The following is a 12,503-nucleotide window of genomic DNA, read 5'->3' as shown; positions in this document are numbered from 1 at the left end:
GCCGCATCCGGAGGGCAAGGGCGGTCCCCCCACCCCGACGGGGCAGCGATGACGGCAGGAGAGAGATCATGCCGAGGGATTCCCTTCCACTCGTCCTCGAGGACGTGAACAGCTTCGCCCGAACCCTGCGCGGGCAATTGCCCGACCCGCCATCGCATCAGTCGATGCTGAATGCCGTGGCCAAGGCGGCCGGGTTTCGCAACTTCCAGCACCTGAAGGCCGCGCAGGGCTGGGGCGAAACCATGCCCGAGCCGCCGCCCGACATGGACCGCGTCAAGCGGGCCGCCGCGCGGTTCGACGCCGAGGGGCGCTTCACGGGGTGGCCGGTCAAGCGGTCGCTGCGGCTCTTGTGCCTCTGGCCGATCTGGGCGCGGCTGGATGCGGGCACGGTCAAGGACGAGCGCGCGATCAGCGCCGACATCCACGCGCTCTGCACCTTCCGCGATGCGGCCGGCATCCGGCGCGAGATGGTGGGCGAAGGGATGCTGACCCGGACGCTGGACGGGTCGGAATACCGGCGCGTCAACCGCGCGCCGGACCCGACCGCACGGGCGCTGATCCGGCTGGTTCTGCCCTGACGTTCCGGCTTTTCTGCGGCGGCGGCCCGGCCTAGGGTCGCCGCCGACACAGGAGATGCGCCATGGACTATGAGACGATCCGCTTGAGCGAACGCGACGGGGTCGCCGTGCTGACCCTGAACCGGCCCGACAAGATGAACGCGCTGAACACCCAGATGCGGGCCGAGATCCTGCACGCGGTGGGCTCGGCCGAGACGACGGCGCGGGTGCTGGTGATGACGGGCAAGGGCAAGGCGTTCTGTTCGGGTCAGGATCTGGGCGACCGGGCGAATGTCGGGAACCTCAACCTCGAGCGGACGCTGCGGGATGAGTACGAGCCGATGCTGCGCGCGATCTTCGATTGTTCGATTCCGACCATCGCGGCGGTGAACGGCCCGGCGGCGGGGGCGGGGGCGAACCTCGCGCTGGCCGCGGACGTGGTGATCGCGACCGAGAGCGCGGTGTTCCTGCAGGCCTTCACACGGATCGGACTGATCCCGGATGCGGGCGGCACCTACTGGTTGCCGCGGCAGATGGGGACGGCCAAGGCGATGGGTGCCGCGCTGTTTGCCGAGCCGGTTTCGGCCAACCAGGCGAGCGTGTGGGGCATGATCTGGGAGGCGGTGCCGGACGACGAATTCGCCGCCCATTGGGCCGAGCGGGCGCGCCACCTCGCGACGGGGCCGTCGGTCGCCTACCGGAACGTCAAGCGCGCCATCCGGGGAAGCATGGACAACACGCTCGACAAGCAGCTGGCGCTGGAAGCGAAGCTACAGGGCGAGGCCGGGCACAGCCGCGACTTCCAGGAGGGCGTGATGGCGTTTCTCGAAAAGCGGCCGGCGAAGTTCGAGGGGCGGTAGGAGCGCTCAGCAGCCGAAATAACCGTCGCCATCCGCCGGCTCGACGTTGAGATGCGTCGGCTGGCTGCGGCCGCCGCAGATGAAGACGACGATCCCGACATTGAAATCGCCTGTCAGCACGCCGTCCGACCATGCGTCGCGGCGACCGCGCGCGTAGAGGCCGGGAATCTGTGCACGCAGATCGCGGTTGGCGAAGAACACGTCGCCCTCGTCTCCAGAATGGCGGATTCCGAACCGATGGTAGTTCGCGCGGTCCTGCTGGAGGATCGCGCCGGGATCGGAAAGGCCGGCGCCGCGCGAGTTGCGGCGATCCTCGGGACCGATCTCGGCATAGTAGGATTCGATGATCTCGGCCGTTGCGGGTGCGGCGGCGGCGATCAAGGCGACGAAGATAAATCGGAACATGGGGTATCCTCGGAACATGTAGCGGTTGTGCGTCTGAGGGTAGCATAGTTTCGGAGCCGTGCTGAGGAACGGCGGCGGCTTGCGCCCGCCCGCCGCGTTTGGGTAGGTGATCCGGCAGATCGTCAGGGAGATCGGATCATGCAGATGCGCCGTGTGGTGGTGACCGGACTGGGAATGGTGACGCCGCTGGCGTCCGGGGTCGAGGAGACGTGGCGGCGCCTGATCGATGGGCGGTCGGGTGCGGGTCCGATCACGCGGTTCGATGCGGGACACCTCGCGACGACCTATGCCTGCGAAGTGCCGCGCGGCGACGGGTCGGACGGGACGTTCAACCCCGACGACTGGATGGAGCCGAAGGAGCAGCGCAAGGTCGACGAGTTCATCCTCTACGGGATGGCCGCGGCCGAGCAGGCGGTGAAGGATTCCGGGTGGACGCCCGGCGAGGAGGGCAAGCTTCGGACCGGGGTGATGATCGGATCGGGGATCGGCGGGCTCCAGACGATCGCCGAGACGGCCGTGACGCTGAAGGAGCGGGGGCCGCGGCGGGTGTCGCCGTTCTTCATTCCGTCGGCTTTGATTAACCTCGTTAGCGGACAGGTCAGCATTCGGTACGGCTTCAAGGGGCCGAACCATGCGGTCGTGACGGCCTGTTCGACGGGCGCGCATGCCATCGGCGACGCGTCGCGGCTGATCATGCTGGGCGATGCGGACGTGATGGTCGCGGGCGGCGCCGAGAGCCCGATCAGCGAGATCGGTATCGCGGGCTTTAACGCCTGCAAGGCTTTGTCAACGAAATGGGGCGATGATCCGACCAAGGCGTCGCGGCCCTATTCGGCAGATCGCGACGGCTTCGTCATGGGCGAGGGCGCGGGCGTCGTCGTGCTGGAGGAATACGAGCACGCTAAGGCACGGGGCGCGAAGATCTATGCCGAGATCAAGGGCTACGGGATGTCGGGCGATGCCTATCACATCACGGCGCCGTCTGAGGACGGCGACGGGGCCGAACGCTCGATGCGCGCGGCGCTGCGCAACGCAGGCATGGAGCCGGGGGACGTGGATTACATCAACGCGCACGGCACCTCGACCATGGCCGACACGATCGAGCTGGGCGCGGTGGAGCGGATGATGGGCGACCATGCGGCGAAGGCGACGATGTCCTCGACCAAGTCCGCCATCGGGCATCTGCTGGGGGCCGCGGGCGCGGTCGAGGCGATCTTCTGCATCCTCGCGATGCGCGACCAGGTGGCGCCGCCGACGTTGAACCTCGATGAGCCGGCGGTCGAGCCGAAGCTGTCGCTCGCGCCGAAAGCTGCCGAGCGGCGGTCGATCTCGGTCGCGCTGTCGAACTCGTTCGGGTTCGGCGGTACGAACGCGTCGCTCGTGATGGCGAAGCTGGATTAACTTCAGGGTAGAACCGACTGATGTGGAAGCATATTGCCGCCAATGTCCTGACGTTGGGCGTGGTCGGGATCGCCTGTCTCGCCGCGATCATCGGCATCCAGCAGGCGCGCTGGTCCGATGCGGGGCCGCTGGCCGAGGCCGCGTTCTTCGAGGTGCCGCGGGGCGCGTCGCTGCGCCGTGTGAGCGAGGGGCTGGCCGAGGCGGGGATCGTGTCGTCGGCGACGCTGTTCCGGATCGGGGCAAGCTATACCGAGCGGGGCGACGACCTGAAGTTCGGCACCTACGAGATCCCGGCCGGGGCCTCGATGCCGGAGGTGCTGGACATCGTGACCGCGGGCGGGCCGTCGGTCTTTCCCTACACGGTGACGTATCTGCTCCGCTCGCAGGGGCCCGAGGTCCGGGTGCGCGAGCGGGTGCCGGGTCAGGAGACGCTGGTCGAGATCGCGACCTTCGCGCCGGGTGACGCGGTGCCCGAGGACTACACGGCGCTGGTCGAGCGGGGCGTGCCGATCACCTGGCGCGTGTCGGTGGCACCCGGCCTCACCTCGTGGGAGGTGATCGAGGGGCTGAAGGGCGCCGACTTCCTCGAAGGCGAGGTGCCGGTGCCGCCGGAAGGGACGCTCGCGCCCGACACCTATGACGTCGCGCGCGGATCGAATGTTGCGGATCTGGTGGGCCGGATGCGCGTGGCGCAGGAGCGCATCCTCGCCGATGCCTGGGCCTCGCGCTCGCCCGATGTGGCGGTGACGACGCCGGAGGAGGCGCTGATCCTCGCGTCGATCGTCGAGAAGGAGACAGGCGTTCCCGAGGAACGGCGCACGGTCGCGGCGGTCTTCACGAACCGGATCGAGCAGGGGATGCGGCTGCAGACGGACCCGACGGTGATCTACGGGATCACGCGCGGGCAGGGACCGCTGGGCCGCGGCATCCGGGCGAGCGAGTTGCGCGCCGAGACGCCCTACAACACTTACGTGATCGACGGGTTGCCGCCGACGCCGATCGCCAATCCGGGCCCGGAGGCGATCCGGGCGGCGCTGGACCCCGAAGAGACGGATTACATCTTCTTCGTGGCGGACGGCACGGGCGGGCACGCCTTTGCCGAGACGCTGGCCGAGCATAACGCGAACGTGGCCGAATGGCGGGCCATCGAAGCGGCGCGCGAGGCGACGAGCGGGAACTGAAGCGGTCGGGCGCGCGGCGCGCGCATTCGGATTTCGGCGCGATTTCAGTGCGTTGTCGTTATTCGCTGCGTCCGGCGATTTAGGGTGTTGACCCACCGCGCGCTCAAAAACACTTTGAGGGCAAGCTGGAAGAAATGGGCAAGGCGGACCGGGGAAACCCGGCCCGCCTTTCTCGTTTCCGAGCGTGCGGACCATGACGATACCTGCATGGGGCTGGCGATATGACGGATACCGAGGAGGACGACCAAGGCGCGCGTGACGCACTGTCCCGCGCGCAGCAACGTTCAACACAGGCGTGGCGGAGCATGGAGGCGCTCCGCGACGTATTGGACGCGAAGGTGACGGAGCTGCGGGCGGCGCCCGCGGCCGAGAGCGATCCGAGGGAGGCCATCGCGGCCGCCAAGGAGGTGGCCAAATCGCATCGCGTCGCTTTGGAAGAGGAAGGCAAGGCCTATGAGATCAGACGCATTGGCAGTGGCGGCGACGGAATCGACTTCGACGCCGCACGATCTGCGATACGGGGCCGCCTTGATCGCATCGCTCGCGCCGGAGCACCGCGCGGCGTGGATTGCGGACCTTGAGGATGGGGAGGCCGCGGCGCTGCCGTGGCTTTTCGATTTCTGGGCGATGGAGCACCAGCTTCCGCCCGGCGGTGACTGGCGCACCTGGGTGATCATGGGCGGGCGCGGCGCCGGCAAGACACGGGCCGGGTCCGAATGGGTGCGCGCGCAGGTCGAGGGATCGCGTCCGTTGCAGGCCGGGGTCGCGCGCCGCGTGGCGCTGGTCGGCGAAACCTATGAGCAGGTCCGCGACGTGATGGTCGAGGGCGAAAGCGGCATTCTGGCCTGCTCGCCGCCCGACCGGCGGCCCGTCTGGAAGGCGGGGCAGCGCAAGCTGATCTGGCCCAACGGGGCGGAGGCGCAGGCGTTCTCGGCCTATGACCACGAGGCGCTCAGGGGGCCGCAATTCGATGCGGCCTGGCTGGACGAGCTGGCGAAATGGGGCCGTGCGGAGGCCACGTGGGACATGCTGCAGTTCGGTTTGCGCCTGGGGGACGACCCGCGCGCGGTGGTGACGACGACGCCGCGCAACGTGGACGTGCTCAAGCGGCTTCTGGGGCGTGACAGCACGGTCGTGACCCATGCGCCGACCGAAGCGAACCGGGCGCATCTGGCGAACGGATTCCTGGAGGAGGTGCGGGCGCGCTACGGCGGCACGCGGATCGGGCGGCAGGAGCTGGACGGTGTGCTGCTGGACGATGTCGAGGGGGCGTTCTGGACGACGGCGGCGCTGGACGCGTGCCGGACCGAGGAATGTCCGGCGTTCGACCGGATCGTCGTGGGCGTGGACCCGGCGGTGAGTTCGGGCGCGGCGTCCGACGAGACGGGCATCGTGGTGGTCGGGGTGATCACGCAGGGGCCGCCCGCGGAATGGCGGGCCTGGGTCCTGGAAGACGCGACGGTGGCCGCGGCGTCGCCGACGGAATGGGCCGAGGCGGTGGCGGCGGCCTACGAGCGGTGGGGTGCGGACCGGGTGGTCGCCGAGGGCAACCAGGGCGGAGACATGATCGAGGCGGTGCTGCGGCAGGTGGCCCCGACCATCGCGTATCGCAAGGTGACGGCGCGCGAGGCCAAGGGCGCGCGGGCCGAGCCGGTCGCGGCGCTCTATGAGCAGAACCGCGTGAAGCATCTGCGCGACTTGGGGCGGCTGGAGGACCAGATGTGCCGGATGTCGCGGCTGGGCCATGCGGGGGCCGGGTCACCGGACCGGGTGGACGCGCTGGTCTGGGCGCTCTGGGAGGCGATCCTGGACCCGGCGAAGGCGCGGGCGCGCCCGAAGGTGCGATCGCTCTGACGGCGACGGCGCGGGGCGGATGGATGAGCGGGGGCCCGGGTGGCCCCTTTTTCTTTGGGATGACGGTGGAGGACCGGCGGCATGTTCGGATTTGGCAAGAAGGCCGGCGGCGACGCGCGGCAGGTGAAGGCCTCGGCCACGGGGCGGCTGGCTGCGATGGGATCGGCGGGCCGCGCGGTCTGGTCGCCGCGGGACACCGGTTCGCTGACGCGGACGGGGTTCACGGGAAACCCCGTGGGGTTCCGGGCGGTGAAGCTGATCGCGGAGGCCGCGGCGGCGGTGCCGATCGTCTGTGCGGATGCGGACGGGCGTTGCGACGTGCATCCGGTGCTGGACCTCTTGTCGCGGCCCAACGGGGCGCAGGGGCGGTCGGAATGGCTGGAGGGCCTCTTCGGGCAGCTTCTCCTGACCGGCGACGCTTATGTCGAGGCGGTGGGGAGCGGCGGTCTGCCGTTGGAACTGCACGTGCTGCGATCCGACCGGATGTCGGTCGTGCCGGGTGCTGATGGCTGGCCGGTGGCGTATGACTACACGGTGGGCGGACGGAAACATCGGTTCCACGTCGGAGAAGTCAGCCCGGTCTGCCATGTCCGGGCCTTCCACCCGCAGGACGACCATTACGGTCTGAGCCCGATGCAGGCGGCGGCGAGCGCGCTGGACGTGCACAACGCGGCGTCGCGCTGGTCGAAGGGTCTTCTGGACAACGCAGCGCGGCCGTCGGGGGCAATCGTCAACACCGGCGAGGGGCTGACGCCGGACCAGTTCGACCGGCTGGCGGTCGAGATGGAGGCGTATCACCAGGGCGCGCGCAACGCGGGGCGTCCGATGCTGCTGGATGGCGGGCTGGACTGGAAACCGATGGGGTTCAGCCCCGCGGACATGGAGTTCCAGAAGACCAAGGAGGCCGCGGCGCGCGAGATCGCGACGGCCTTCGGGGTGCCGCCGATGATCCTGGGGATTCCCGGTGACGCGACCTACGCCAACTACGTCGAGGCGAACCGGGCCTTCTATCGCCTGACGGTACTGCCGCTGGTTGGCAAGGTCTGCGAGGCGCTGGGGCATTGGCTGGGCCTGCACGCGGAGACACCGGTGACGCTGGGCGCGGATCGCGATCGGGTGCCGGCGCTTCAGGGCGAGCGGGATGCGGAATGGCAGCGCATCGCGGCGGCCGACTTCCTGACGGCGGACGAGAAGCGCCGGATGCTGGGGTTGGCGCCCCTGACCACATGAGCGGGCTGCGCGGCAGCGGGTCTCGGTTCCTTTACGACCCGTTCGACGCCGCGAACGCGCGGATCGACGCGAACGAACGCGTCCTCGCCGAGCGCTGGGACGGGCTCGAATTCCGGCTGAAGGGCATCGAGGTGATGCTGGAGCGGCTGGAGAAGCGGCTGTGGCTCGCGGCGATGGGGGTGGTCGCGACCATCCTCGCGCAGGGCGTCAAGTATCTGATCTCATTGTAGGAGGGCCCGCCATGGGGCTGGAACGGAAATTCGCGCACGGGGACGGCTCCGTGCGGCTGGAGGACGGTGTCTGGATCACGGGCTATGCCTCGTGGTTCGGCGTCGAGGACATGGGGCGCGACGTGGTCGCGCCGGGCGCCTATTGCGACAGCCTCGCGCGGATGTCGGCCGAGGGGCGGCGGGTCAAGATGCTCTGGCAGCACGATCCGGCCTGCGTGATCGGGGTCTGGGACGAGGTGGTCGAGGACGGGCGGGGCCTGTTCGTGAAGGGCCGCCTTCTGCCGGGCGTCGAGAAGGCGCGCGAGGCGGCCGAGCTGATCGAGGCGGGGGCGCTGGACGGGCTGAGCATCGGCTACACGGTCAAGCGCGCCGCCAAGGACGAGGGGGGGCGCAGGCTCCTGAAGGAACTGGAGCTTTGGGAGGTGTCGCTGGTGACCTTTCCGATGCTGCCCAGTGCGCGGGTCGGGTCCAAGTCGGATCCGCTGCGTGACGTGGCGCGGGCGATCGAAGCCGCCCGCGCGGAACTGGCGCGCGACTGATGGCCGCCTGACACACCGAGGAAGGAACACCCGATGAGCCATGACGGCGTCGGGGAAGTCACCGAGGCGCTGGCCGGTCTGGTCAGCGATTTCAAAGGCTTCCGCCAAGATATCACCCAACGGATCGAACTACAGGAAAAGCGCAACGCCATGTCCCACACGTCCCACCGTCCCCAGCTTGCAACCGCCGATGCCGGCGACGCCCCCCACCAGAAGGCGATGGACGCCTATCTGCGCTCGGGCGACGATGACGGGCTGCGCGGCCTCGTGCTCGACGGCAAGTCGATGAACACGGCCGTCAGCGCGGAAGGCGGCTATCTCGTCGATCCGCAGACGGCAGAGACGGTGAAGTCGGTGCTGACCTCGTCGGCCTCGATCCGCTCGATCGCGACGGTCGTGAATGTCGAGGCAACGTCCTTCGACGTGCTGGTCGACCGCACCGAGATGGGGGCCGGATGGGCGAGCGAGGCGGGTCCCGTCGGCGAGACGGATAGCCCGCTGTTCGATCGCATCTCGATCCCGTTGCACGAGCTTTCGGCGCTGCCGAAGGCGTCGCAGCGCCTGCTGGATGACGCCGCCTTCGATATCGAGGGCTGGCTGGCCGGGCGCATCGCCGACAAGTTCGCCACCGCCGAGGCCGCGGCCTTCGTCGGCGGCGACGGCATCGACAAGCCGACGGGGTTCCTGACCTACCCGGCGGTCGATGCGGCGTCCTGGAGCTGGGGCGGTCTCGGCTATGTCGCGACCGGCGAGGCGGGCGATTTCGCCGCGATCGACGCGGCGGATGCGATCGTCGATCTCGTCTACGCGCTGGGTGCGAAGTACCGTGCCAATGCGAGCTTCGTGATGAACTCGAAGACCGCCGGTGCTGTGCGCAAGATGAAGGACGCCGATGGCCGCTTCCTCTGGAGCGACAGCCTCGCTGCCGGTCAGCCGGCGCAGCTGATGGGCTACCCGGTGCTGATCTCGGAGGACATGCCCGATATCGGCGTCGATGCCACGGCGATCGCGTTCGGCGATTTCGGCGCGGGCTACACCGTGGCCGAACGCCCCGACCTGCGGGTCCTGCGCGACCCGTTCAGCGCCAAGCCGCACGTCCTGTTCTATGCCACCAAGCGGGTCGGTGGCGACGTGACCGATTTCGCGGCGATCAAGCTGCTGAAGTTCTCGATCACCTGAACATGACGTCATGGGCCGTCCCCCGGCGCGGGGGGCGGCCCACACATCCCCGGGGCCGCGTACAGGACGGCACGGGGGGGCGGGGCCGTCAGGTCACCGGTCTGGTCCGCACGCGCGGCGTGGCGGTTCCGTCCTGATTGCAGACATTCGCGGAGGCATCCATGGCGATGACGATACTGGAAACCGAGGCCATCGCGGACGGGGCGCTGCCGATCGCGCAACTGGCGGCGCATCTGCGATTGCCGGAGGGCTACGGGGTCGAGACCGATCCCACGCGGCGGCTGGCGCTGTCGCTGTTGGCGGCCATCGCCGAGATCGAGGCACGGCTGGGCAAGATCCTGATCGCGCGCGAGTTACGCGTGGCGGGTGTGGCCGAGGGCGGTCGGATCGCGCTGCCGCTGGCGCCGGTCCTCGACGTGCTGGAGGCCGAGCGGGACGGGCCGGAGGGTCCGATCCCCGTGGCGATCGGCGGGGTCGCATCCGAGCCGCATTGGTCGGTGGTCGCGCTGGCCGATCCCGTGCCCGAGGGCGCGGTCGTCCGGCTGCGCCTGCGGGCGGGGTACGGCGACTGGGACGCGGTGCCGGCGGGGGTAGCGCAGGCCGTCATCCTGGTGGCGGCGGCGTCGGATGGTGATGTGCCCGAGGGGGTCGCGGCGCACGTCGCGTCGCTGATCGCGCCGATGCGGGAGCGGCGTCTGGGCGGGGGGCGCGCATGAGCGGCGGGGGCTATACGCGTCGGCTCGAGCATCTGGTGCCGGTGCGGGTGCCCGATGGCGGTGGCGGCATCCTGCGGAGCTGGGACGCGCGGGGCGTGATCTGGGGCCGCATCCAGATGCGGTCTGGGGGCCTGAAGGCGACGGAATTCGGCCGCGCGCCGCGACTGGGCGTGAAGATCCGCACTCATCATTTGCCACAGGGACATCCTGCGCGGCCCGAGATGGGGCACCGGCTGCGCGACGGGACCCGGCTTTACGAGGTGGAGGCGGTGCATGACGGCGCGGACGATGCGCTGGTCGTGATGGCCGCCGAGATCCACGAGGGGGCGGGGGCATGAGCTACGCGCTGAGCGAGGGATTGCAGGCGGCGATCTATGCGCGCCTGACGGCGGATGCCGAACTGGGGTCGCTGGTGGGCGCGTCGATCTATGACGCGGTGCCCGATGCGGCGCCGGACCTGTTCGTGGCGCTGGGTCAGGAGAACGCCCGCGCGGCAGGCGACGCGTCGGGCCAGGTGACGACGCACGATCTCAAGGTGAGCGTGGTGACGCGCACGGCCGGCTACGTGACCGCCAAGCGGGTGGCGGCGCGGCTGTCGGATTTGCTGTCGAATGCCGACCTTGCGCTGCCGCGGGGGCGGGTGATCTCGCTCCGGTTCCGGCTGGCGCGGGCGCGGCGCGACGAGGGCGAGGTCACGCGGCGCATCGATCTGTGGTTCCGGGCGCGCCTGGACGATCCGGCGGCCTGATGGCGGCCAACCAACAAGGAGACGAGACATGAGCGTTCAAAGCGGAAAGGACCTTCTGTTGAAGGTCGATCTGGACGGGACCGGCGTGTTCAGCACGCTGGCGGGTCTGCGCGCGACGCGGCTGACCTTCAATGCGGGTTCGATCGACGTGACGTCGACCGAGAGCGCGGGCGGCTGGCGCGAGCTTCTGGGGGGCGGCGGCGTGAAATCGGCGGCCGTGTCGGGGTCGGGCATCTTCCGCGATGCGGATACGGATGCGCGGGCGCGGCAGCTGTTCTTCGACGGCGAGGTGCCGGAATTCCAGGTGATCATCCCCGATTTCGGGATCGTCGAGGGGGCCTTTCAGATCACGTCGCTGGAATATGGCGGCAGCCATGACGGCGAGGCCACCTACGAGATCTCGCTGGCATCGGCGGGCGAGCTGACTTTCACGGCGATCTGATGGGATGCGGCAACCCCTATGCGGGCGAGGTCGCCCTGGTGATCGATGGCGAGCGCCGCGTGCTGAAGCTGACCCTCGGGGCCCTGGCGGAGCTGGAGGACGCGATGGCGGCCGACAGTCTGGTGTCCCTGGTCGAACGCTTCGAGACGGGGGCCTTTACGGCCCGCGACGTGGCCCGCCTGTTGCTTGCGGGGTTGCATGCAGGCGGCTGGCGGGCGGGACCGGACGCCCTGCTGGCCGCCGAGATCGAGGGCGGGCCCGCCGAGGCGACGCGGGTGGCCGCGGCGCTGCTCCGGCGGGCCTTTGCCCTTCCGACGACATGAGCGCGTTCGACTGGCCGGCGCTGATGCGGGCCGGGATGCGCGGCCTGGGCCTGAGCCCCGCGGCGTTCTGGGCGCTGACCCCGGCGGAGCTCGCGTTCCTGTTGGGCCACGGGGATGGGCGGTTGCCGATGGACCGGGCGGGGCTGGACGCGTTGGCCGCCCGCTTTCCGGATGTGAAGGAGAACGGCGATGGATGACGCAGAGCAGGGCGCGGCACTGGATGCGCTGGAGGCGCAGATCGCGGGGACGGCGCCGGTGGTGGCGCGCTTCACGGCGGAGCTGGGCGCGCTGGAGGGGCAGATGCTCCATACCGGGCGCGAGGTGAAGGGGCTGTCGCGGTCCTTCGGAGGCAGCCTCAAGAGCGCGTTCGACGGGGTGGTGTTCGACGGCATGAAGCTGTCGGACGCGCTCAATTCGATGGCGCAGTCGATGCTGAACGCGACGTACAATACGGCGATGAAGCCGATCCAGACGGCGCTGGGCGGTGCGTTGGCCAGCGGGCTGAACGCGGTGCTGCCCTTCGCGGATGGCGCGTCCTTCGCGCAGGGCCGCGTCATGCCGTTCGCGCGGGGCGGCGTGGTCAGCCAGGCGACGGCCTTCCCGATGCGAGGTGGCACGGGCCTGATGGGCGAGGCGGGCCCCGAGGCGATCATGCCGCTGGCCCGCGGCGCCGACGGGCGGCTCGGCGTGCAGGCCAGCGGCGGCGGGGGGGCCGTGACGGTCAACATGAATATCTCGACGCCCGATGCGGCGGGCTTCCGACGCTCGCGCGGCCAGATCGCCGCCGAGATGTCCCGCGCCCTGTCGCGCGGCAATCGCAACCGCTGAGGAGCACTCC

General features: G+C 69.8%; 18 protein-coding genes. 17 read left to right on the top strand and 1 reads right to left on the bottom strand.

Annotated elements, in window-relative coordinates; all coding sequences use genetic code 11:
* Positions 1 to 68: 68 nt before the first annotated feature.
* Both Q0833_RS09530 and Q0833_RS09525 read left to right on the top strand, forming a co-directional pair.
* Entirely contained in the window at positions 69 to 578 is a 510-nt protein-coding gene (locus Q0833_RS09530) for a DUF2087 domain-containing protein (protein ID WP_298433189.1), read from the top strand.
* Positions 579 to 640: 62 nt separating this feature from the next.
* A complete protein-coding gene (locus tag Q0833_RS09525; RefSeq protein WP_298433185.1) occupies positions 641 to 1,417 on the top strand; it encodes an enoyl-CoA hydratase-related protein in 777 nt (258 codons plus the stop codon).
* 6 nt (positions 1,418 to 1,423) lie between these two features.
* Here Q0833_RS09525 and Q0833_RS09520 read toward each other — a convergent pair whose 3' ends face one another.
* Positions 1,424 to 1,822 (bottom strand): hypothetical protein, encoded by a 399-nt coding sequence (locus tag Q0833_RS09520; RefSeq protein ID WP_298433182.1) that lies wholly within the window; start codon positions 1,820 to 1,822, stop codon positions 1,424 to 1,426.
* 144 nt (positions 1,823 to 1,966) lie between these two features.
* On the opposite strand from Q0833_RS09520, the gene fabF reads away from it, so the two are divergent.
* The 15 genes from fabF (at position 1,967) to Q0833_RS09445 (ending at position 12,493) form a co-directional block, all read left to right on the top strand.
* Positions 1,967 to 3,223 (top strand): beta-ketoacyl-ACP synthase II, encoded by a 1,257-nt coding sequence (gene fabF, locus Q0833_RS09515; RefSeq protein ID WP_298435075.1) that lies wholly within the window; start codon positions 1,967 to 1,969, stop codon positions 3,221 to 3,223.
* A gap of 20 nt (positions 3,224 to 3,243) precedes the next feature.
* Positions 3,244 to 4,404, top strand: coding sequence for an endolytic transglycosylase MltG (gene mltG / locus Q0833_RS09510; protein ID WP_298433179.1), 1,161 nt, complete (start codon positions 3,244 to 3,246; stop codon positions 4,402 to 4,404).
* A gap of 221 nt (positions 4,405 to 4,625) precedes the next feature.
* A complete protein-coding gene (locus Q0833_RS09505; protein ID WP_298433176.1) occupies positions 4,626 to 4,985 on the top strand; it encodes a hypothetical protein in 360 nt (119 codons plus the stop codon).
* Positions 4,915 to 6,258, top strand: coding sequence for a terminase family protein (locus tag Q0833_RS09500; protein ID WP_298435072.1), 1,344 nt, complete (start codon positions 4,915 to 4,917; stop codon positions 6,256 to 6,258). The genes Q0833_RS09505 and Q0833_RS09500 overlap by 71 nt, the downstream gene beginning before the upstream one ends.
* Positions 6,259 to 6,339: 81 nt before the next feature.
* Positions 6,340 to 7,488, top strand: coding sequence for a phage portal protein (locus tag Q0833_RS09495; protein WP_298433173.1), 1,149 nt, complete (start codon positions 6,340 to 6,342; stop codon positions 7,486 to 7,488).
* Positions 7,485 to 7,718, top strand: a complete 234-nt coding sequence (locus tag Q0833_RS09490; RefSeq protein WP_298433170.1) for a hypothetical protein — start codon at positions 7,485 to 7,487, stop codon at positions 7,716 to 7,718. The genes Q0833_RS09495 and Q0833_RS09490 overlap by 4 nt, the downstream gene beginning before the upstream one ends.
* A gap of 11 nt (positions 7,719 to 7,729) precedes the next feature.
* Entirely contained in the window at positions 7,730 to 8,257 is a 528-nt protein-coding gene (locus tag Q0833_RS09485; RefSeq protein WP_298433168.1) for an HK97 family phage prohead protease, read from the top strand.
* A 33-nt stretch (positions 8,258 to 8,290) separates the two neighbouring features.
* On the top strand, positions 8,291 to 9,436 hold the full coding sequence (locus Q0833_RS09480; protein WP_298433164.1) for a phage major capsid protein: 1,146 nt from the start codon (positions 8,291 to 8,293) through the stop codon (positions 9,434 to 9,436).
* Between the two features lie 161 nt (positions 9,437 to 9,597).
* Positions 9,598 to 10,152, top strand: a complete 555-nt coding sequence (locus tag Q0833_RS09475) for a hypothetical protein (RefSeq protein WP_298433161.1) — start codon at positions 9,598 to 9,600, stop codon at positions 10,150 to 10,152.
* Positions 10,149 to 10,490 (top strand): head-tail adaptor protein, encoded by a 342-nt coding sequence (locus tag Q0833_RS09470; RefSeq protein WP_298433158.1) that lies wholly within the window; start codon positions 10,149 to 10,151, stop codon positions 10,488 to 10,490. The genes Q0833_RS09475 and Q0833_RS09470 overlap by 4 nt, the downstream gene beginning before the upstream one ends.
* A complete protein-coding gene (locus Q0833_RS09465) occupies positions 10,487 to 10,900 on the top strand; it encodes a DUF3168 domain-containing protein (RefSeq protein ID WP_298433155.1) in 414 nt (137 codons plus the stop codon). The genes Q0833_RS09470 and Q0833_RS09465 overlap by 4 nt, the downstream gene beginning before the upstream one ends.
* A 28-nt stretch (positions 10,901 to 10,928) precedes the next feature.
* The gene (locus Q0833_RS09460; RefSeq protein ID WP_298433152.1) at positions 10,929 to 11,342 is read left to right on the top strand and encodes a phage major tail protein, TP901-1 family; all 414 of its coding nucleotides are present in this window, start codon (positions 10,929 to 10,931) and stop codon (positions 11,340 to 11,342) included.
* A complete protein-coding gene (locus Q0833_RS09455) occupies positions 11,342 to 11,665 on the top strand; it encodes a gene transfer agent family protein (protein WP_298433147.1) in 324 nt (107 codons plus the stop codon). The genes Q0833_RS09460 and Q0833_RS09455 overlap by 1 nt, the downstream gene beginning before the upstream one ends.
* Positions 11,662 to 11,862: a rcc01693 family protein gene (locus Q0833_RS09450; protein WP_298433144.1), complete on the top strand. Its 201-nt coding sequence runs from the start codon at positions 11,662 to 11,664 to the stop codon at positions 11,860 to 11,862. Before Q0833_RS09455 ends, Q0833_RS09450 begins: the two co-directional genes overlap by 4 nt.
* On the top strand, positions 11,855 to 12,493 hold the full coding sequence (locus Q0833_RS09445) for a phage tail tape measure protein (protein ID WP_298433142.1): 639 nt from the start codon (positions 11,855 to 11,857) through the stop codon (positions 12,491 to 12,493). Before Q0833_RS09450 ends, Q0833_RS09445 begins: the two co-directional genes overlap by 8 nt.
* The last annotated feature ends 10 nt before the right edge of the window (positions 12,494 to 12,503 follow it).

Origin of the sequence: uncultured Jannaschia sp. (assembly GCF_947503795.1) — a bacterium.
In the GTDB taxonomy this organism is placed as follows: domain Bacteria; phylum Pseudomonadota; class Alphaproteobacteria; order Rhodobacterales; family Rhodobacteraceae; genus Jannaschia.
The sequence above is the reverse complement of the archived record's forward strand: the minus strand, read 5'-3'. Positions and strand labels throughout refer to the sequence as shown.

What these genes read in the sequence shown, in the direction of transcription:
- Q0833_RS09490 (WP_298433170.1), top strand. Translation starts at nt 7,485, where the DNA reads ATGAGCGGGCTGCGCGGCAGCGGGTCTCGGTTCCTTTACGACCCGTTC.
- fabF (WP_298435075.1), top strand. Translation starts at nt 1,967, where the DNA reads ATGCGCCGTGTGGTGGTGACCGGACTGGGAATGGTGACGCCGCTGGCG.
- Q0833_RS09495 (WP_298433173.1), top strand. Translation starts at nt 6,340, where the DNA reads ATGTTCGGATTTGGCAAGAAGGCCGGCGGCGACGCGCGGCAGGTGAAG.
- Q0833_RS09485 (WP_298433168.1), top strand. Translation starts at nt 7,730, where the DNA reads ATGGGGCTGGAACGGAAATTCGCGCACGGGGACGGCTCCGTGCGGCTG.
- Q0833_RS09465 (WP_298433155.1), top strand. Translation starts at nt 10,487, where the DNA reads ATGAGCTACGCGCTGAGCGAGGGATTGCAGGCGGCGATCTATGCGCGC.
- Q0833_RS09505 (WP_298433176.1), top strand. Translation starts at nt 4,626, where the DNA reads ATGACGGATACCGAGGAGGACGACCAAGGCGCGCGTGACGCACTGTCC.
- Q0833_RS09530 (WP_298433189.1), top strand. Translation starts at nt 69, where the DNA reads ATGCCGAGGGATTCCCTTCCACTCGTCCTCGAGGACGTGAACAGCTTC.
- Q0833_RS09520 (WP_298433182.1), bottom strand. Translation starts at nt 1,822, where the DNA reads ATGTTCCGATTTATCTTCGTCGCCTTGATCGCCGCCGCCGCACCCGCA.
- Q0833_RS09470 (WP_298433158.1), top strand. Translation starts at nt 10,149, where the DNA reads ATGAGCGGCGGGGGCTATACGCGTCGGCTCGAGCATCTGGTGCCGGTG.
- Q0833_RS09525 (WP_298433185.1), top strand. Translation starts at nt 641, where the DNA reads ATGGACTATGAGACGATCCGCTTGAGCGAACGCGACGGGGTCGCCGTG.
- Q0833_RS09455 (WP_298433147.1), top strand. Translation starts at nt 11,342, where the DNA reads ATGGGATGCGGCAACCCCTATGCGGGCGAGGTCGCCCTGGTGATCGAT.
- mltG (WP_298433179.1), top strand. Translation starts at nt 3,244, where the DNA reads ATGTGGAAGCATATTGCCGCCAATGTCCTGACGTTGGGCGTGGTCGGG.
- Q0833_RS09480 (WP_298433164.1), top strand. Translation starts at nt 8,291, where the DNA reads ATGAGCCATGACGGCGTCGGGGAAGTCACCGAGGCGCTGGCCGGTCTG.
- Q0833_RS09445 (WP_298433142.1), top strand. Translation starts at nt 11,855, where the DNA reads ATGGATGACGCAGAGCAGGGCGCGGCACTGGATGCGCTGGAGGCGCAG.
- Q0833_RS09475 (WP_298433161.1), top strand. Translation starts at nt 9,598, where the DNA reads ATGGCGATGACGATACTGGAAACCGAGGCCATCGCGGACGGGGCGCTG.
- Q0833_RS09460 (WP_298433152.1), top strand. Translation starts at nt 10,929, where the DNA reads ATGAGCGTTCAAAGCGGAAAGGACCTTCTGTTGAAGGTCGATCTGGAC.
- Q0833_RS09450 (WP_298433144.1), top strand. Translation starts at nt 11,662, where the DNA reads ATGAGCGCGTTCGACTGGCCGGCGCTGATGCGGGCCGGGATGCGCGGC.